The 17014-nt window shown below is 58.8% G+C and carries 17 protein-coding genes; 12 read left to right on the plus strand and 5 right to left on the minus strand.

What is annotated here, in order from left to right:
• The first annotated feature begins 246 nt into the window (after positions 1–246).
• The 7 genes from HYE77_RS30190 (at position 247) to queC (ending at position 7174) form a co-directional block, all read left to right on the plus strand.
• Entirely contained in the window at positions 247–753 is a 507-nt protein-coding gene (locus HYE77_RS30190; RefSeq protein ID WP_008435621.1) for a disulfide bond formation protein B, read from the plus strand.
• Between the two features lie 798 nt (positions 754–1551).
• Positions 1552–2493, plus strand: coding sequence for a ubiquinol oxidase subunit II (gene cyoA, locus HYE77_RS30195; protein WP_008435619.1), 942 nt, complete (start codon positions 1552–1554; stop codon positions 2491–2493).
• 3 nt (positions 2494–2496) lie between these two features.
• Positions 2497–4515 (plus strand): cytochrome o ubiquinol oxidase subunit I, encoded by a 2019-nt coding sequence (gene cyoB / locus HYE77_RS30200; RefSeq protein ID WP_003216371.1) that lies wholly within the window; start codon positions 2497–2499, stop codon positions 4513–4515.
• Between the two features lie 3 nt (positions 4516–4518).
• Positions 4519–5145, plus strand: a complete 627-nt coding sequence (locus HYE77_RS30205; RefSeq protein WP_008435616.1) for a cytochrome o ubiquinol oxidase subunit III — start codon at positions 4519–4521, stop codon at positions 5143–5145.
• Positions 5145–5480, plus strand: a complete 336-nt coding sequence (gene cyoD, locus HYE77_RS30210) for a cytochrome o ubiquinol oxidase subunit IV (RefSeq protein WP_003216374.1) — start codon at positions 5145–5147, stop codon at positions 5478–5480. Before HYE77_RS30205 ends, cyoD begins: the two co-directional genes overlap by 1 nt.
• An 11-nt stretch (positions 5481–5491) precedes the next feature.
• Positions 5492–6379 carry a heme o synthase gene (cyoE, locus tag HYE77_RS30215; RefSeq protein ID WP_003216376.1) on the plus strand — a complete coding sequence of 296 codons (888 nt, stop codon included), beginning with the start codon at positions 5492–5494 and terminating at the stop codon, positions 6377–6379.
• A gap of 102 nt (positions 6380–6481) precedes the next feature.
• Positions 6482–7174, plus strand: a complete 693-nt coding sequence (queC, locus tag HYE77_RS30220) for a 7-cyano-7-deazaguanine synthase QueC (protein ID WP_003216378.1) — start codon at positions 6482–6484, stop codon at positions 7172–7174.
• A 112-nt stretch (positions 7175–7286) separates the two neighbouring features.
• Here the strand turns inward: queC and HYE77_RS30225 are convergent, their stop codons facing one another.
• Positions 7287–8183: a queuosine precursor transporter gene (locus tag HYE77_RS30225; RefSeq protein WP_003216380.1), complete on the minus strand. Its 897-nt coding sequence runs from the start codon at positions 8181–8183 to the stop codon at positions 7287–7289.
• Entirely contained in the window at positions 8170–8775 is a 606-nt protein-coding gene (locus HYE77_RS30230) for a helix-turn-helix transcriptional regulator (RefSeq protein WP_003216382.1), read from the minus strand. Before HYE77_RS30230 ends, HYE77_RS30225 begins: the two co-directional genes overlap by 14 nt.
• A gap of 279 nt (positions 8776–9054) precedes the next feature.
• Between HYE77_RS30230 and glyA the strand changes: the two genes are divergently transcribed.
• The 5 genes from glyA (at position 9055) to HYE77_RS30255 (ending at position 15488) form a co-directional block, all read left to right on the plus strand.
• Complete coding sequence (gene glyA / locus HYE77_RS30235; RefSeq protein WP_177070270.1) at positions 9055–10410, plus strand: serine hydroxymethyltransferase; 1356 nt, start codon at positions 9055–9057, stop codon at positions 10408–10410.
• Positions 10411–10666: 256 nt separating this feature from the next.
• Positions 10667–11203 carry a sugar dehydrogenase complex small subunit gene (locus HYE77_RS30240; protein ID WP_023659207.1) on the plus strand — a complete coding sequence of 179 codons (537 nt, stop codon included), beginning with the start codon at positions 10667–10669 and terminating at the stop codon, positions 11201–11203.
• Positions 11204–11217: 14 nt separating this feature from the next.
• Entirely contained in the window at positions 11218–12807 is a 1590-nt protein-coding gene (locus HYE77_RS30245) for a GMC family oxidoreductase (protein WP_177070272.1), read from the plus strand.
• A gap of 3 nt (positions 12808–12810) precedes the next feature.
• On the plus strand, positions 12811–14253 hold the full coding sequence (locus HYE77_RS30250) for a cytochrome c (protein WP_177070274.1): 1443 nt from the start codon (positions 12811–12813) through the stop codon (positions 14251–14253).
• Positions 14254–14402: 149 nt separating this feature from the next.
• Positions 14403–15488, plus strand: a complete 1086-nt coding sequence (locus tag HYE77_RS30255) for a pyridoxal phosphate-dependent aminotransferase (protein WP_177070276.1) — start codon at positions 14403–14405, stop codon at positions 15486–15488.
• Between the two features lie 122 nt (positions 15489–15610).
• Here HYE77_RS30255 and HYE77_RS30260 read toward each other — a convergent pair whose 3' ends face one another.
• The 3 genes from HYE77_RS30260 to HYE77_RS30270 form a co-directional block, all read right to left on the minus strand.
• Positions 15611–16315, minus strand: coding sequence for a hypothetical protein (locus HYE77_RS30260; RefSeq protein WP_003216395.1), 705 nt, complete (start codon positions 16313–16315; stop codon positions 15611–15613).
• A gap of 102 nt (positions 16316–16417) precedes the next feature.
• Positions 16418–16672 (minus strand): Txe/YoeB family addiction module toxin, encoded by a 255-nt coding sequence (locus tag HYE77_RS30265; RefSeq protein WP_087692806.1) that lies wholly within the window; start codon positions 16670–16672, stop codon positions 16418–16420.
• Positions 16669–16923 (minus strand): type II toxin-antitoxin system prevent-host-death family antitoxin, encoded by a 255-nt coding sequence (locus HYE77_RS30270; RefSeq protein WP_087692805.1) that lies wholly within the window; start codon positions 16921–16923, stop codon positions 16669–16671. Before HYE77_RS30270 ends, HYE77_RS30265 begins: the two co-directional genes overlap by 4 nt.
• Between the last annotated feature and the right edge of the window lie 91 nt (positions 16924–17014).

The following is a 17014-nucleotide window of genomic DNA, read 5'->3' on the forward strand; positions in this document are numbered from 1 at the left end:
AATGTGGGAGCGGCGGTGCGACGATTCGACTTGCTCGCGAAGGCGGTGTATCAGGCACACATTCAGTGACTGACACTCCGCCTTCGCGAGCAAGCCCGCTCCCACATTTTGATCTCCATTTTCCCTGATTAATCTCCTGTTAATGCCTCCTGTTTAAACCTCCACACGCCAACTGCTCAACTTTCACCGTCCGCGTGTAAACTTGCGGCCATTGGCACAACCATCATTGGCTAAAGGGAAACGGGGATGATCGACGAATTGCGTTTGGGCAGGGAGCGACGCTTTCTGGTACTGCTGGGCATCATCTGCCTGGCGCTGATCGGCGGGGCGCTGTACATGCAGGTGGTGCTGGGCGAGGCCCCTTGCCCGCTGTGCATCCTGCAACGTTATGCCTTGCTGCTGATCGCGATCTTCGCCTTCATCGGTGCCGCCATGCGCACCACCCGCAGTGTCACGGTGTTTGAAGCACTGGTGACCCTCAGCGCCCTGGGGGGCGTCGCCGCTGCCGGCTATCACGTGTACATCCAGTTCTTTCCGAAGGTCAGCTGCGGCATCGACGTGCTGCAACCGATTGTCGATGGCTTGCCGCTGGCCTCGGTGTTTCCCCTGGGGTTCCAGGTCGACGGCTTCTGTGAGACGCCGTACCCGCCCGTGCTCGGCCTGTCCCTGGCCCAGTGGGCGCTGGTGGCCTTTGTGCTGACGGTGATCCTGGTGCCACTGGGCATTTACCGTAATCGCCAGGGCAAAGCCTAAGCGGTTACAACTCAACGCCCCGGCCTTCCTCTAAAGAAGGCTGGGGCGTTTTTGTTTGTAGGCATTTGTGAAGAGGCCGTGACGCGGGGCAAGTTTGAGTGTGCGCAGCGTGCGACATGTTGTCACACGGAAGCTGTCGCAGGACGTTTCTGACGCTCGTAAACGCGCCATAAATTTGCATGAAGCGGCGTTTTATGGCTGTCAGTTCGTCGTCTGGCCGACGCCGCGAGTGGCGTGCGGTCGGCGACATTGCCCGATGTCCGAATGCCTTGTTTTTAGGGGACTTGGATCCGTTTTCGATGCCCTTACAGGCTGTAAGGGATGTGGCAGATTGCCCAATAACACGGCATTTTTTGTGGTTTTTGTCGAGAATCAAACGCGATACGATCGCGGACCTTTGCAATAATGGTGAAGGATTATTGCTGGAAACGATAAAAATTATTTCTGGATAAGACATGGTTTATACATCGCTAGCTAACTACAATCGCCCGCACTGAATGTCCGGTGCTGCTCACCCCTGAGCAAACTAGGGCGGTCGAGAAGCGGATGTAACGTTTCATGCGACCCCAGGTGCCGGCAGCCTTTCAACTATCCGCACCAAATGGAATTGGTCTGTAACAAGGCCTTTGACCAACGAATTCGAATAAGAACTCACCGCTAGCCCGGGACGTGTCGATTCGCGCAAGGTGCGACGGGCAGGCCCTTATTCAATCGAAGAGAAATGCCAACCCTTGGCAGGGTGAAGTGTTGGCGATCAAAACCCAACTGCATTGCGCAAGCTGCTTTAGAGGTCGTGAGATGAGTAAAAACAGGTACCCCCGATTACTAGGCTTTTTGCCGCTGCTTGGCATGATGTTAATGCTGGGAGGCTGCAAGTGGACCTTGCTCGACCCTAAAGGTCAGGTCGGTCTGGATCAACGCAACCTGATCATCACCGCCACCCTGCTGATGCTGTTGGTCGTGGTGCCCGTGATCATCATGACGTTCGCGTTCGCCTGGAAATACCGCGCGTCGAACACCAGCGCCACCTACGCGCCGAAGTGGTCGCACTCCACCAAGATTGAAATCGCGGTGTGGCTGGTGCCGATCCTCATCATCATCGCCCTGGGTTACATCACCTATAAGTCGACCCATGAGCTGGACCCGTACCGTCCGCTGGACTCCGACGTCAAGCCGATCAACATCGAAGTGGTCGCGCTGGACTGGAAGTGGCTGTTCATCTACCCGGACCTGGGTATCGCCACTGTGAACCAGATCCGGTTCCCGGAGAACACCCCGCTTAATTTCCGGATCACCTCCGACGCCGTGATGAACTCGTTCTTCATCCCTGCACTGGGTGGCCAGATCTACGCGATGGCAGGCATGCAGACCCGTCTGCACCTGATCGCGAACGAGAAAGCTGAAATGGAAGGCATCTCCGCCAACTACAGCGGTGCTGGCTTCACCGGCATGAAATTCAAAGCGATCTCGACGAGCCAGGAAGATTTCAACGCCTGGGTAGCCGAAGTCAAGGCCGCACCTAAACAGCTTGATCAAGCTGAATACGACGCCCTTGCCAAACCAAGCCAGAACAACCCAGTCGCCCTGTACTCCACGTACGAGCCGGACCTGTTTCAGAAAATCGTCGACAAGTACGAAGGTATGAAGCCAGGCAAGCCGATCGAGCACGAGAAGAAAGAAGTGGCCGCGGTTGAAGGTTCTGACACGGGCTCGCATTCAACTGCTGGGGCAGAGGAGTAAACGATGTTTGGTAAATTAAGTTGGGATGCGGTCCCGTTCCACGAGCCGATCGTGATGGTGACCATCGCCATGATCGCGCTGGGTGGTCTGGCACTGTTTGCAGGTATCACTTACTTCAAGAAGTGGACCTACCTGTGGACCGAGTGGCTGACTTCGGTCGACCACAAGAAAATCGGCGTCATGTACGTCATCGTTGCCATGGTCATGCTGCTGCGTGGTTTTGCCGACGCCATCATGATGCGTACCCAGTTGGCCATGGCCACCGAGGGTTCGCCTGGCTACCTGCCTCCTGAACACTATGACCAGATCTTCACCGCCCACGGTGTGATCATGATCATCTTCATGGCGATGCCTTTCTTCACCGGCCTGATGAACCTTGCCTTGCCGCTGCAGATCGGTGCGCGTGACGTTGCGTTCCCGTTCCTGAACTCCCTGAGCTTCTGGCTGCTGGTATCCGGCGTAGTGCTGATCAACCTGTCCCTGGGCGTCGGCGAATTCGCCAAGACCGGTTGGGTTGCGTATCCGCCATTGTCGGGCCTGGCCTACAGTCCGGGCGTGGGTGTGGATTACTACATCTGGGCGCTACAGTTATCAGGACTCGGGACGACACTGACGGGGGTCAACTTCCTGGCCACCGTCTTGAAAATGCGCGCCCCTGGCATGAAGCTGATGGACATGCCGATCTTCACCTGGACCTGCACCTGGGCCAACGTACTGATCGTTGCATCGTTCCCGATCCTGGCTGCAACCATGGCGTTGCTGTCGCTTGACCGTTACCTGGATTTCCACATTTTCACCAATGAACTTGGTGGCAATCCAATGATGTACGTGAACCTGTTCTGGGCATGGGGTCACCCTGAGGTGTACATCCTGATCCTGCCAGCGTTCGGTATCTTCTCTGAAGTGATCTCGACCTTCTCGGGCAAGCGCCTGTTCGGTCACCACTCGATGATCTACGCCTCGGGCGCGATCTCGGTACTGGGCTTCATGGTTTGGCTGCACCACTTCTTCACCATGGGTTCGGGGGCCAGCGTCAACGCGTTCTTCGGACTGGCGACGATGCTGATTTCCATCCCGACGGGGGTGAAGCTATTTAACTGGCTATTCACCATCTATCACGGTCGTCTGCGTATCACCAGCCAGGTTCTGTGGACCCTGGGCTTCATGGTGACCTTCGCGATCGGCGGCATGACCGGCGTACTGCTGGCCATCCCGGGTGCTGACTTCGTACTGCACAACAGCCTGTTCGTCATTGCTCACTTCCATAACGTGATCATCGGCGGCGCAGTATTCGGCTACATCGCAGGTTTCAGCTTCTACTTCCCGAAAGCGTTCGGCTTCAAGCTGCACGAAGGCTGGGGCAAGGCTGCATTCTGGTTCTGGATCTCGGGCTTCTTCGTCGCGTTCATGCCGCTCTACGCTCTGGGCTTCATGGGCATGACCCGTCGTCTGAACGCCACGACCAACCCTGAGTGGGTACCGTACCTGTACGTTGCCATGGTGGGTGCACTGATGATCGCTGTGGGTATCGCCTGCCAGCTGATCCAGCTGTATGTCAGCGTGCGTGATCGCAAGCAGAACATGTGCGAATCCGGCGACCCATGGAATGCACACACCCTGGAATGGTCGACTTCGTCGCCACCGCCGTTCTACAACTTTGCCGTACTGCCGAAGGCTGACAGCATCGATCCGTTCACCGAAGCCAAGGAAGACGGTACTGCGTACCAGAAGCCTGCGCGTTACGAACCGATCCACATGCCTAACAACACCGCTACCGGCGTTGTGATGGGCGCGCTGTTGACCGTGTTCGGTTTCGCGATGATCTGGCACATCTGGTGGCTGGCCATCGTGAGCCTGGTGGGCACCATCGGCTACTTCATCGTTCACGCTGCCCGTGATGACCAAGGCTACATGGTGCCGGTCGACGTGATCGAACGCATCGAAGCCGAGCAACACGCTCGCCTGGTTGCCGAGAAGAAGATCCCGGCCAACCGTGTTGAAACCTCGTTGGAACAGGCTTAAACCATGTCGAACTTAGTGACCAATGCTGGACACGCCCATGTCGATGACCATGGGCACGATGACCATCACCACGACTCGGGGCCAATGACCGTATTCGGTTTCTGGCTCTACCTGATGACCGACTGCATCTTGTTTGCGTCGATCTTCGCGGTGTACGCGGTACTGGTAAACAACGTAGCGGGTGGCCCGTCGGGCCACGACATCTTCGAACTGCCTTACGTGCTCGGCGAAACCGCCTTGCTGTTGTTCAGCTCGATCACCTACGGCTTCGCCATGCTGGCCTTCTACAAGGGCAGCAAGAAAGGCGTCCTGAGCTGGTTGGCACTGACCTTCCTGTTCGGCCTGGGCTTCATCGGCATGGAGGTCAACGAGTTCCACCTGCTGATCTCCGAAGGTTACGGCCCGCACCGTAGCGGCTTCCTGTCGGCGTTCTTCACGCTGGTAGGCACCCACGGTCTGCACGTGACTGCCGGTCTGATCTGGATGGCGACCATGATGTATCAGGTCAACAAACATGGCCTGACCAACACCAACAAGACTCGCCTGAGCTGCCTGAGCCTGTTCTGGCACTTCCTGGACGTGGTCTGGATCTGCGTCTTCACCGTTGTCTACCTGATGGGGACTCTGTAATGGCTAATGCACATTCCCATGACAGCCATGATGACAGCCACGGCAGCGTCAAGTCGTACGCCATTGGCTTCATCCTGTCGGTCATCCTGACGCTGATCCCGTTCGGCCTGGTGATGTACCCAACCTTGCCGAAGTCGATCACCTTGATGATCGTCCTGGCGTTCGCGGTGATCCAGGTCCTGGTTCACCTGGTGTACTTCCTGCACCTGGACCGCTCGAAGGCTCAGCGCGATAACGTGATTGCGTTCGTGTTCGCAGGTTTGGTGATCCTCCTGCTGGTTGGCCTGTCGGTATGGATCATGTTCAGCATCCATACGTTCATGATGGCGAAGTGAGGTAAGACCCGATGTCGCTTAAGCACTTTATCCAAATCACCAAACCGGGGATCATTTTCGGTAACGTGCTTTCTGTGGCAGGCGGTTTCTTCCTGGCCTCCAAGGGGCATGTCGATCTGGCCATTTTCCTGGCTGCGATGATCGGCACGTCCCTGGTGGTAGCTTCCGGTTGTGTATTCAACAACTGCATCGACCGCGATATCGACATCAAGATGGAACGCACCAAGAATCGTGTGCTGGTCCAGGGCCTTATCTCCCTGAAACTGGCACTGATCTTCGCGACCATCCTGGGTATCGCCGGCGTGGTGTTGCTGTACAAGGTGGCCAACCCGCTGGCGGCGCTGTTTGCCGTGATCGGCTTTGTCATCTACGTCGGCTTCTACAGCCTGTACCTCAAGCGCAAGTCGGTTCACGGCACGCTGGTGGGCAGTCTGTCGGGGGCGATGCCGCCGGTGATTGGTTATGTGGCTGTGACCAATAGCTTCGACATGGCCGCGTTGGTGCTACTGGTGATGTTCAGCCTGTGGCAGATGCCGCACTCCTATGCCATCGCGATCTTCCGCTTCAACGACTACCTGGCTGCCTCGATTCCGGTTCTTCCGGTCAAGCGTGGCATCAAGGTCGCCAAGAAACACATCCTGCTCTACATCCTGGCCTTCCTCGTGGCGACCTTGATGTTGACCTTCAGTGGCTACGCCGGCATGAGCTACCTCGCCGTTGCCGCCGCCATGGGCATGTACTGGTTGTACATGGCCTGGACCGGCTACAAGGCGGTGGATGACACTGTCTGGGCACGCAAGCTGTTCGTCTTCTCGATCTTCACCATCACCGCCTTGAGCGTGATGATGTCCCTGGATTTCCAGGTGCCGAAAGAGTTGCTGCTGACGTACGCTCACTGAGTGATCGAGCAGTAAAAAACCCCGCCTTCGAAAGAAGCGCGGGGTTTTTTATTGAGGGGCCTTTAAACTATGCCAAATCTTACAAATGCAGGAAGCAGCGTGATGAGTAAAAAAGCCGTTATCGTATTCAGTGGTGGGCAGGATTCGACCACCTGCCTGATCCAGGCACTGGCGCTGTATGACGAGGTGCACTGCATTACCTTCGATTATGGCCAGCGCCATGTGGCGGAAATCGAAGTCGCACAGAAACTCGCCAAACAGCTGGGCGCCACCGTTCACAAAGTGATGGACGTGTCGCTGTTGAACGAGCTGGCCATCAGCAGCCTGACCCGCGACAACATTCCGGTACCCACGGTGAACAGCTCGGGCGAGAGTTTGCCGAGCACCTTCGTGCCAGGCAGGAACATTCTGTTTCTGACCCTCGCGGCGATCTACGCCTACCAGGTCAAGGCGGAAACGGTGATCACCGGGGTGTGTGAAACCGACTTCTCCGGCTATCCCGATTGCCGGGACGAGTTCGTCAAGGCGCTGAACAAAGCGCTGCAACTGGGCATGGAATACGACGTGCGCCTGGAAACGCCGTTGATGTGGCTGAACAAGGCCGAGACCTGGGCCCTGGCGGACGATCACCAGCAGCTGGACCTGATCCGCAACCAGACCCTGACCTGCTACAACGGCATTATCGGTACGGGTTGTGGCAACTGCGACGCGTGCAACCTTCGCGCACGTGGATTGAACGACTACCTCGAAAACAAGGCAGCCGTCATGCAGAGCCTGAAAAGCAAACTGGCGTGATGTCGATCGTTCCCACGCTCCGCGTGGGAACGCATCCCGTGACGCTCCGCGTCACAAAGGCGGACGCGGAACGTCCAACGCGGCATTCCCACGCAGAGCGTGGGAACGATCATCAGCTGGCGTGCGGTTGGGCCTGGGTATCGCCCGTGATGTAGCGCTTGAACAGCGAGCGGGCGCCATAGGCCGGCAGGATGTTGAAGAAGGCAAAGCAAACCTTGATCGCGATCTGCACGTAGATCATGTTCAGGATGTCGCTGGTCTGCATGGCGCCGTAGAACGCGATGAAGCAGAACAGGAAACTGTCGATGATCACCGCGAAGAACGTACTCAGGAAAATCCGCAGGAACAGGTACCTGGAATTGGTCAGCTCCTTGATCTTGCACAGCAGGTACGAGTTGATATTCTCCGACACCAGGAACGAAACCGAAGAGGCGATGAGCACCGACGACACCTGGATGATCACGTCGTTGTAAGGCCCGTCGAGCTTCCAGCCTGGCAAGCCGGGGAGGAAGGTCGAGCCGTAGAGCAGGATGATGATCATCGCGTTACTGGCAAACGCAAACAGGATGGCCCGTCTCGCCAGCCGCAGGCCGAATTGTTCGTTGAGCAAGTCCACGATCAGAAACGTCAGCGGGTAAAGGAACGTGCCGGGCGTGACGATAATGCCCAGCGACTCCAGGTAAATAGGTTTGGTCGCGGCGATGCTGGTGAAGATATAGAACGTAAAGAGCAGTAGGTTCAGGATGATGTAAATCATCCATGAGTTCTCGTTGCGGTCGTTGAGGTCGTACGCGGTCAGCGCTCCGCCCTGTGAGTAGAACTTCTTGTACATGTTCTTGACTTCCATTTTATTTAAATTGTCCATGATTTCGCTGTTCAGCACTTCGCTCAGCTTTATCCGAATGATCTTGCCCGTGGCGATCACCATGATCACCGCCAGGCTCTTGTCATTCTCGAACCCCAGCAACTTGTATTTGCTGTTTTCGACTTCGTGCTCATACGTTGTCATTGAAGCGCTCCTCAATGATATCTCCCACCACACAGATACGATCCGAGCTGACACACGCTTGATCCGTGATAAATAGTTTTTTGCTGAGCCTGTCGTACACCAACTTTTCCTTGTCGTCGCTCGACGTCCCTTTCTGCACGATCAACAAATCGCCCGGCTCGTTGACGCCGGCAATCGCATGTTCCAGCAGCACGGCTATCAAGTTGTAGGAAGTGCCGAAGTAGTAGGTCAGCGGGTACAGCGTGGCGAGTTCGCCAATGCGCTTGTCCATGCTCGCCATGACCTGGCTTTGCTTGATGATCGGCACGGCAGCAGGGTTCATGTTGCCCTGGGGGGAAATACTGCTGTCGATGATCTCTTTTTCTTCGAAGTCGAGGGTCTCGATTTCTTCATAGGAAACGCCGAAGAAATCCGAGATCTTGCGGATGGTGGACTGCTGTACGTTAACGACCTTGCCTTCCAGAATGTTGTAGATCGTGGTTCTGGTCAGGCCGGCCGCATTGCACAACGACAGCTGCGTCTCTCCGCGGCTCTTGATCAGGTATTTGATATTGCTCTTCAAATACTCGGTGCGTTCTTTTCTGTGAATCAAATGCCCACCACTTCCTTATGTTCTACACAGAGCGTCCATGTTGCGCTGGGGGTGCGTGCTTCGCCGCGGCGCGAAGTGTTGCATGCGCCTGCCACAAGAATAAAGACCGTGATCAGTTTTTTGGCGATTGGCCATCATCCAGCCAGGAAAAACCGCGCCTTGTCCCCCTGTGTGCGGCCAAAAAGAATCATTTAATTTGGAAAATGTTCATTTTTCTGCTTAATTGCCCTGCGCCCAACGGAAAGGCGCACGGGATTTTCAGGGAAGGAACACAGGACAATGGCAGTCGACACGCAATCACTTACCCACCAGGCCGACCTGCTGCAACGAGGGCTGGCGGATCTACGGGCAGAAGACGCGGAGCTGGCAGGGTTGCTGGATGCGGAAGTCACGCGCCAACACCAGACGCTGTCGCTGGCCGCTTCGTCCTGCGCAGTGAGGCCGAATATCCTGGCGGCGTCCGCCTCGCTGCTGGTCAACGTGACCGCCGAGGGCACGCCCGGCTGGCGTCATCACGCCGGCTGCGAGAATGCCGACCGGGTCGAAGCCCTGGCTGTGCGCCGAGCGCGTGAGCTGTTCGATGCGCAATACGCCGGTGTGCAATCACACTCGGGGTCGACTGCCAACTATCAGGTACTGGCGGCCTTGCTGGAGCCGGGAGACACCGTGCTCGGCATGGCCCCCGATCACGGCGGGCATCTGAGCCACGCCAGCCCCGTCGCGTTCACCGGCGCGAACTACAAGGCGCTCAGGTACGGCACTACCTCCAAGGGTGTTATCGACTACGACCAGGTGCGCACACTGGCGCTGGCCCATCGCCCGCGCGTGATCATCTGCGGGGCGACGGCCTACTCGCACACCATTGATTTCGCGCGCTTGCGTGGGATTGCCGACGAAGCCGGGTCGATCCTGCTGGCGGACATTTCGACCATCGCCGGCCTGGTCGCCACCGGGCGCCATCCGAGCCCGATCGACGCAGCCCACGTCACTACGCTGTGCACCCATAAACAACTGGGCGGCCCGCGTGGCGGCCTGATCCTTTCCGGTCGCGACGCCGAAACCAAGGTGCCGGGCCTTAAGACCAGCTTCAGCCGGCTCCTCGATCAAGCCGTGTTCCCACGAATGCAGGGCGCACCGGCCTTCAACATGATCGCGGCAAAGGCGGCGGCGTTCGGCTACGCCATGTGCGCGGATTTCGACGCCTGGATGGCGCGTATTCGCACCACGGCCGACGAACTGGCCAGCGCGTTCCAGGCCTGTGACTACGAGGTGGTGGGCGGGCGCAGTGAAAACCACTCGGTGCTGATTCGCTTGCGTGGCGGCATCACCGGCGCCATCGCCCAGGCGGCGCTGGAGCAGTGCGGCATCATCGTGGACAAGCATCGCGCACCGGGAGAGACGCGACCATCATTCGTCGCTGGCGGGTTGTGTATCGGCACCGGCTCCCTGGCGCAACGCCAGCTCGACGCCGATGGATGTCGGCAGGTCGTCGAACTGGTGTGCCGGGTACTCGATGCGGTCACGCCCCTCAACGAGCACAAGTTCACCCTGGATCCGAATGCACAGGAATCACTGCGCTTGCAGGCTCAAGCCTTGTGCGCGAAGTATCCCCTCGCGGATTACCTGCACAACTGAGCAAACATCCAAATGGATGTTTCATGTTATTGCAGGATAAATTGCTGTACGGTGTTTAAGCGGCTGTTATAGACGGTCGCGTTGTTGCTCATTCTCATCATTAACAAGCTGCACGACAGCTTGGCGTTCTCCTGGCAGTTATAAAAAGGGCTCTTAAAGTCCGTTCAACCTCCGTGAACGAAGTACTCAGCCTTTTGCAGTGAAGTCGAACTAGGCCCGTGCGCCGATAGTTGTTCGACTCATGAGGAGATATCCCGTGATAACCCGAAGAAAACTCCTGTATTCAGGCGCAGCCTTGACCGGTGCTGGCCTGTTTGCCCCGCTGTGGGCAGGTGCCGCGCTGGCGCAGGAAGTCAGCAGCGCCGCCAGCGACGACATTGAATCCTTCCGCCAACTGTCGATGTTCCTCCTCGAACGCTCGAACCTGGATGCCGCCTTGTCCTTGCGCATCCTGGCCCAGTGCACCCGGAACGACCCTGCATTCCCCGAGAAGATCAAAGCCTTGTGGAGCAAGGTTGGCCAGCATCACTTGCGCAACGTCGGCCAGTTGTCCGGCAGCCCGTTCTACGCCGACCCGGTGATCAAGGACACGACGCAGAAAATCGTCTCCGCCTGGTACCTGGGCTACACCGGCACGCCGGTGTCCCTGCGCGCCACCGACGGCACGCGCCTGGTCACCTTCACCGGCGCCCTGGCCTATGCGCCGACCGCGGACGCCACGGTGATCCCGACGTACTCCCGGGGAAAAACCAATTACTGGGTCAATCCTCCGGCCACGCTGGCCAACGACTAAGACAAGGCACTTTTATGAATCAGGATTTTGACGCCGATGTCATTGTGGTTGGCTCCGGCGCATTAGGCAGTAACGCAGCATTTGAATTGGCCAGGCACGGCAAGTCAGTGATTATTCTGGAAGCCGGTGAACATATTCCCCGCTGGAAGATAGTCGAGAACTTCCGTAATTCGTCGAACAAGGGCAATTACAACTCACCCTATCCGAATGAACCGTGGGCCCATCATTCTTACGATGATCAATACATCGAGAACACCGGTTCTTTCGAGTTCCGCCCCGGCATGTTGAAACTGGTGGGCGGTACCACCTGGCACTGGGCGGCAGCGTGCTGGCGTTACTTGCCCAACGATATGAAACTCAAGACGCTCTACGGCGTAGGTCGCGACTGGCCGCTGGAATACAGCGAGCTGGAACCCTATTACGTGCGTGCGGAAATTGCCCTGGGCGTATGCGGCAGTGACACCCAGGACCAGAGCGGGCAGGGCGGCGGCGCGTTCCCGCCACGCTCAAGCCCGTACCCGATGGCGCCGGAAGGTGATACCTACCTGTTCCAGCGCCTGCGCGAACGCATGGCCCCGGCGGGGTATCACTTTATCCATGAGCCCAATGGCCGTGCCACTGAACCCTACGACGGGCGCCCGGCGTGCAGCGGCAACAACAACTGCATGCCGGTCTGCCCCATTGGTGCGATGTACAGCGGCGACGTGCACGCCCGCCATGCGGAACAGGCCGGCGCCAAGCTGATCACCGACGCCACCGCCTACAAGCTGGAAAAAGGCGCGGACGACAAGATCGTCGCCATCCATTACCGCAGCTCCACCGGCGCCGATGTGCGGCTCACTGCCAAGTACTTCATCGTTGCCGCCCACGGCCTGGAAACCCCCAAGCTGCTGCTGATTTCCGAGGTGGCCAACTCCTCCGACCAGGTCGGTCGCAACCTGATGGACCACACCGGCCAGGGCCTGCAATTTATCGCCGACGAGCCGTTGTGGCCGGGACGTGGCGCGGTGCAGCAGGGCGGGATTTTCAACCGTCGCGACGGCGAGTTCCGCAAGGAGCGGGCCTCGGTCAAACACTCGATCTCCAACAACGTGCCGAACATTGCCGTGGCCAAGCGGCTGATCGCCCAGGGCGTGTACGGCAAGGAGCTGGACGAACGCATCCGCCACGATGCGGCGCGTTGGGTCGACGTCTCTACCGTGTATGAAACCCTGCCATTGCAGACCAACACCGTGCGCCCGAGCCGCACCCGCAAGGACGCCCTGGGCATCCCGATGCTGGTGGTCAACTACGAGGTGGGCGACTACGTGAAGGCGGCCAAGGCCGGCGTCACTGAAGACTATGCGCACTTCGTGCAACTGATGGGCGGTACGGTGGTGGAAGACAACACCGGCTACCAGAACCGCGACCACCTGATGGGCACCGTGATCATGGGCGCCAACCCCAAGGATTCGGTGGTCAACCACGAGTGCCGCACCCACGACCACGCCAACCTGTTTCTCGCCACCACCGGGGTGATACCGGCCTCCGGCACCATCAACCCGACCCTGGCCGGCGTGGCGCTGAGTATCCGTATGGCCGACATCATTGCGCGGGAGGTCTAGGTCATGGGATTGCTTAAATTTCCATTGCTGGCCTTGCTGCTCACCGCGTTGCCGGTGTTTGCCGCTGAAGACACTGCCGCGCTGATCGAGAAGGGCGCCTATGTCGCCCGTGCCGGCGATTGCGAAGCCTGCCACCGTACCGCCGAGAATGGCGGCGCGCCGCTGGCCGGCGGGTATGTGATCGACTCGCCCATGGGCAAGATCATCTCCAGCAACATCACCCCGTCCAAGGCCTACGGCATCGGCGACTACACCGAGCAGCAACTGGCGGACGCCTTGCGCAAAGGCATCAACGCCAAGGGCCAGCACCTGTACCCGGCGATGCCCTACACCTCTTACCAGGGCATGAGCGATGACGACATCCACGCCTTGTATGTGTACCTGCAACAGGGCGTCAAAGCCGTGGACCAGCCGGTGCCGGAAACGCACCTGGCGTTCCCGTTCAACATCCGCCAACTGATGTTCGGCTGGAACCTGGTGTTCCTCGACAGCCAGGGTTTTGTGCCCAAGCCCGGCGCCACCGAACAGACCAGCCGTGGCCAGTACCTGGTGGACAACCTCGCCCACTGCGGCGCCTGCCACACCCCACGTAATGCCTTGATGGCCGAGGACAACAGCCAGTACCTGGCCGGCGCCAAACTGGGGGGCTGGGTTGCGCCCAACATCACCTCCGACAAGGTCAGTGGCCTCGGCGACTGGAGCGAGGACGACCTGGTCAACTTCCTGAAAAACGGTCACCTCGCCGACAAGGCCCAAGCCGCGGGCGGCATGGCCGAAGCCGTGGAAAACAGCTTCCGCTACCTCAGCGACAGCGACCTGCATGCCATGGCCGCCTACCTGCACAGCGTGCCGCCGATCCGCGATCCCGGGCAAACCGAGCGGGTGGTGCGTGACGTCAAGCCGGTGGACATGAGCACCCTGGAAACCGGCCAGGGCGATCAAGCCTCACTGGCCGACGCCACCGGACTGGATGGCGCACGCCTCTACAACTCGGCCTGCTCCAGCTGCCACGGCCGCGATGGCCAGGGCTCGGCTGACAAGTTCTACCCGTCCCTGAGCCTCAACACCGCGCTCAACGGCAACCAGGCCAACAACCTGGTGATGGCGATCATCGCGGGCATCGACCGCAAAGGTGCCGACGGCGCCGTGAGCATGCCGGCCCTGGGCGGTGACCTGAACGACGCGCAAATCGCCGCCATCGCCAACTACAGCCTGCAGACCTTCGGCAACCCGGCGCTGAGCGTCAGTTCCGAAGAAGTCACCAGCCTGCGTCGTGGCGGGGATGCGCCGTTGTTGATCACGGCCATGCCGTACCTGCTGTGGGGCGGTGGCCTGGTGGTGCTGGTGCTGATCATCGTGCTGTTGCTGTGGCGCCGTCACCACCAACACCTGCGGGCAGTGGAGGCCAAGCGGATCGCGTTGAACCGGCGTTTTCATTCCAACTAGCCGGAAACGCAAAAGCCCCGCCTTCGGTATGAAGTGCGGGGCTTTTTGTTGGTTGGGTAAATCACCGGCTGTTTTCCTCGTCATACCCAATTGCAGGAACGGGGGCGAATCCCGCACCTGAAGCTGCGAGCCGACAAGGAGAGGTCTTCATGGTCAACGTGAGTCGTCGTTCCCTGATCGCACTGGGCGCGGCCTTGCCGTTGCTGGGTCGCCTGGACTGGGCTGAGGCAAGCCCCGCCGTGGCGGCGCCCGAGGTGCTGCTCAACTACAACGAAAGCCCCTACGGGCCCTCGCCGGCTGCGCGGCAGGCCATGCAGCGCGGTATTGCCGTTTCGGGGCGCTACCCGTACCCGGACATGTACGCGCTGGTTGAACAATTTGCCCGGCAGCAGGGCATTCTGGAGGAGCAGGTGGCGGTGTTCGCCGGCTCCATGGCTGCGTTGCGCTACGCGGTGCTGGCGTTTACCAGCGAAACCCGCAGCCTGGTGATGGCCACGCCTTCCTACGAAGTTCCGCGCCAGGCAGCCGAGTCGTGCAAGGCCAGGGTGCATGAAGTAGACCTCACCGCCGATCACGCCCATGACCTTCCCGCCATGCTCACCGTTGACCGCCAGCCCGGCCTGATCTACCTCTGCAACCCGAACAATCCCACCGGCACCCTCACACCCGCCAAGGCCATCGAACAGGCACTGGCGCGCAAACCCCAGGGCAGCATTTTGCTGGTGGACGAGGCCTACATCGACTTCAGTGACGCACCCAGTTGTGTGGCTTGGGTCAAGGACCATGACGACTTGCTGGTGCTGCGCACGTTCTCGAAAATCTACGGCCTGGCCGGCGCACGCCTGGGGCTTGCGATCGGTCATCCGCAGCTGCTGGAACAACTGGCGGTGTTTGGCGGGGACAACGTGCCGGCGGCCGCCAGCCTGCTGGCCGCCCGCGCCAGCCTTGCAGATGCGCAACTGGTGCCGGCGCGCAAGGCGCTCAATACCCGGTTGCGGGATGAGACGGTGGCTTGGCTAAAAAACCGCGGATTCACCTGCACGGCGTCTCACAGCAACTGCTTCATGATTGATGTGCGCCGTCCGGCGGAACAGGTCATCGAGCGGCTGGGCGAGCAGGGCGTGAAGATAGGGCGCGTGTGGCAAAACTGGCCGCAGTGGGTGCGGGTCACCGTGGGCAACGCTGATGAGATGCAGCGGTTTCGCGAGGTGTTTGCGGCTCAAGTCGTAGGCTGAATTCGCTGCGACGCAGGTCAAATGTGGGAGCGGGCTTGCTCGCGAAAGCGGAGTGTCAGTCAATGCATACGTGACTGACCCACCGTCTTCGCGAGCAAGCCCGCTCCCACATTTAGATCGAGTTACTGCTGGGCGATGCTGTAGCCCTCAAACGCCGTCTGCTGCTGCAGCGCGGTGATGATGCTTTTACGCGTCAGTGGCTGCTCGGCGCCCGAGTTATCCACAAAGGTTTCAACTTCCAGTTCCGCCTCGTCACCTTCACCGACAAAGGTAAAGCCGAGGAATTCAAACGCCTCACGGTCGACGTTCGGCTTGGAGCGCGGCGAACGCAGCGGCAGGGTGACGCTGATGCCGTCCTTGCTGATGGCGAACACTTCCACTTCCTTCTTCGGGCGGGAAGCCTTGCCTTTGCCGGCGCTCGGGTTGCTGATGGCCTGGTGGGTCTGGTTCAGCACCTTGAGGGCCAGGCCGTAGACCAGCTCCTGGAACTCCGGGTCGTCCTTGAAGCTGGACAGGATGCGGCTGATGGAGAACTTGCTGTTCAGGTCTTCGAGGGCGGCGTTGTCGGCGGCTTCGGCGTCCTTGAGCTGCTTGAGCTCGCCCATCAGGTCGTAGGCCTTGTCGTCGTCGAAGGCGTCGTGGGCCTGGCGGATGGCCACGCGCAGCTCGCGGATCTGGTCGCTTTCCTTGGAGGTGTGGAACGCGTCCAGCACCATTTCACTGATGGTCTTGGCCGCCGGCACGTGCTGTGAAAGATTGATGGCGTTTTCGTATTCAGCTTTGGATTGCAAGGCGACTACGGATTCTTCGGTGCGGGAATCAGACATTGAAATTTCACTACTTCAGTAAACGGGGAGACGGGAAAAGCGTCGCGCATTTTCAGCGGGGAGGGGGATCAGGTCAAGGCAGGATCCTGACGGTAAATGGCGTCAATAGTGATAGCGACACATGAGGATCTGTATTTCACCCTCCTCAATCCCGTACACCAGACGATGTTCCGCTGTGATTCGCCTGGACCAGAAACCACTGAGGTTATGTTTGAGTGGTTCTGGTTTGCCAACGCCGTCAAAAGGATCACGCTGGATCGATTTGATCAGTAAGTTGATGCGTTTGAGCCCAGCTTTGTCGTTTTGTTGAAACCAGAGGTAGTCGTCCCAGCCTTCAGGCGTAAAGAGTATTTTCATTCTTCAATCAACTGCCTCGGCTTGGCCTTTCCGGCTCGCAGGCTGTTGATCGATTTGATCAAGCGTTCCGCGTTGTTGGGAGAGCGCAGCAGATAGGCCGTCTCTTCAAGAGCGTTGAACTCTGAGAGAGAGATCATGACCACCGGTTCACCTTTTTGCCGGGTCACCAACAGAGGGGCACGATCTTCGTTTACCCGATCCATCGTGTCCGAGAGATGGGCCCGTGCATGGGTGTAGTTGATAGTTTCCATAATTGAGTCCTCGCTTAATGGCTGAAACGTACAGAAATACGTACAGGTCATCAAGGGGCATCTTACCAACGGTTGATTTAACCAAGGCGCT

Origin of the sequence: Pseudomonas sp. IPO3774, from assembly GCF_013386835.1 — a bacterium.
Classification (GTDB): domain Bacteria; phylum Pseudomonadota; class Gammaproteobacteria; order Pseudomonadales; family Pseudomonadaceae; genus Aquipseudomonas.

Excerpts from the sequence above, each read along its gene's own strand:
- HYE77_RS30190 (WP_008435621.1), top strand. The coding sequence starts at position 247 with ATGATCGACGAATTGCGTTTGGGCAGGGAGCGACGCTTTCTGGTACTG.
- cyoA (WP_008435619.1), top strand. The coding sequence starts at position 1,552 with ATGAGTAAAAACAGGTACCCCCGATTACTAGGCTTTTTGCCGCTGCTT.
- cyoB (WP_003216371.1), top strand. The coding sequence starts at position 2,497 with ATGTTTGGTAAATTAAGTTGGGATGCGGTCCCGTTCCACGAGCCGATC.
- HYE77_RS30205 (WP_008435616.1), top strand. The coding sequence starts at position 4,519 with ATGTCGAACTTAGTGACCAATGCTGGACACGCCCATGTCGATGACCAT.
- cyoD (WP_003216374.1), top strand. The coding sequence starts at position 5,145 with ATGGCTAATGCACATTCCCATGACAGCCATGATGACAGCCACGGCAGC.
- cyoE (WP_003216376.1), top strand. The coding sequence starts at position 5,492 with ATGTCGCTTAAGCACTTTATCCAAATCACCAAACCGGGGATCATTTTC.
- queC (WP_003216378.1), top strand. The coding sequence starts at position 6,482 with ATGAGTAAAAAAGCCGTTATCGTATTCAGTGGTGGGCAGGATTCGACC.
- HYE77_RS30225 (WP_003216380.1), bottom strand. The coding sequence starts at position 8,183 with ATGACAACGTATGAGCACGAAGTCGAAAACAGCAAATACAAGTTGCTG.
- glyA (WP_177070270.1), top strand. The coding sequence starts at position 9,055 with ATGGCAGTCGACACGCAATCACTTACCCACCAGGCCGACCTGCTGCAA.
- HYE77_RS30245 (WP_177070272.1), top strand. The coding sequence starts at position 11,218 with ATGAATCAGGATTTTGACGCCGATGTCATTGTGGTTGGCTCCGGCGCA.
- HYE77_RS30250 (WP_177070274.1), top strand. The coding sequence starts at position 12,811 with ATGGGATTGCTTAAATTTCCATTGCTGGCCTTGCTGCTCACCGCGTTG.
- HYE77_RS30255 (WP_177070276.1), top strand. The coding sequence starts at position 14,403 with ATGGTCAACGTGAGTCGTCGTTCCCTGATCGCACTGGGCGCGGCCTTG.
- HYE77_RS30260 (WP_003216395.1), bottom strand. The coding sequence starts at position 16,315 with ATGTCTGATTCCCGCACCGAAGAATCCGTAGTCGCCTTGCAATCCAAA.
- HYE77_RS30265 (WP_087692806.1), bottom strand. The coding sequence starts at position 16,672 with ATGAAAATACTCTTTACGCCTGAAGGCTGGGACGACTACCTCTGGTTT.
- HYE77_RS30270 (WP_087692805.1), bottom strand. The coding sequence starts at position 16,923 with ATGGAAACTATCAACTACACCCATGCACGGGCCCATCTCTCGGACACG.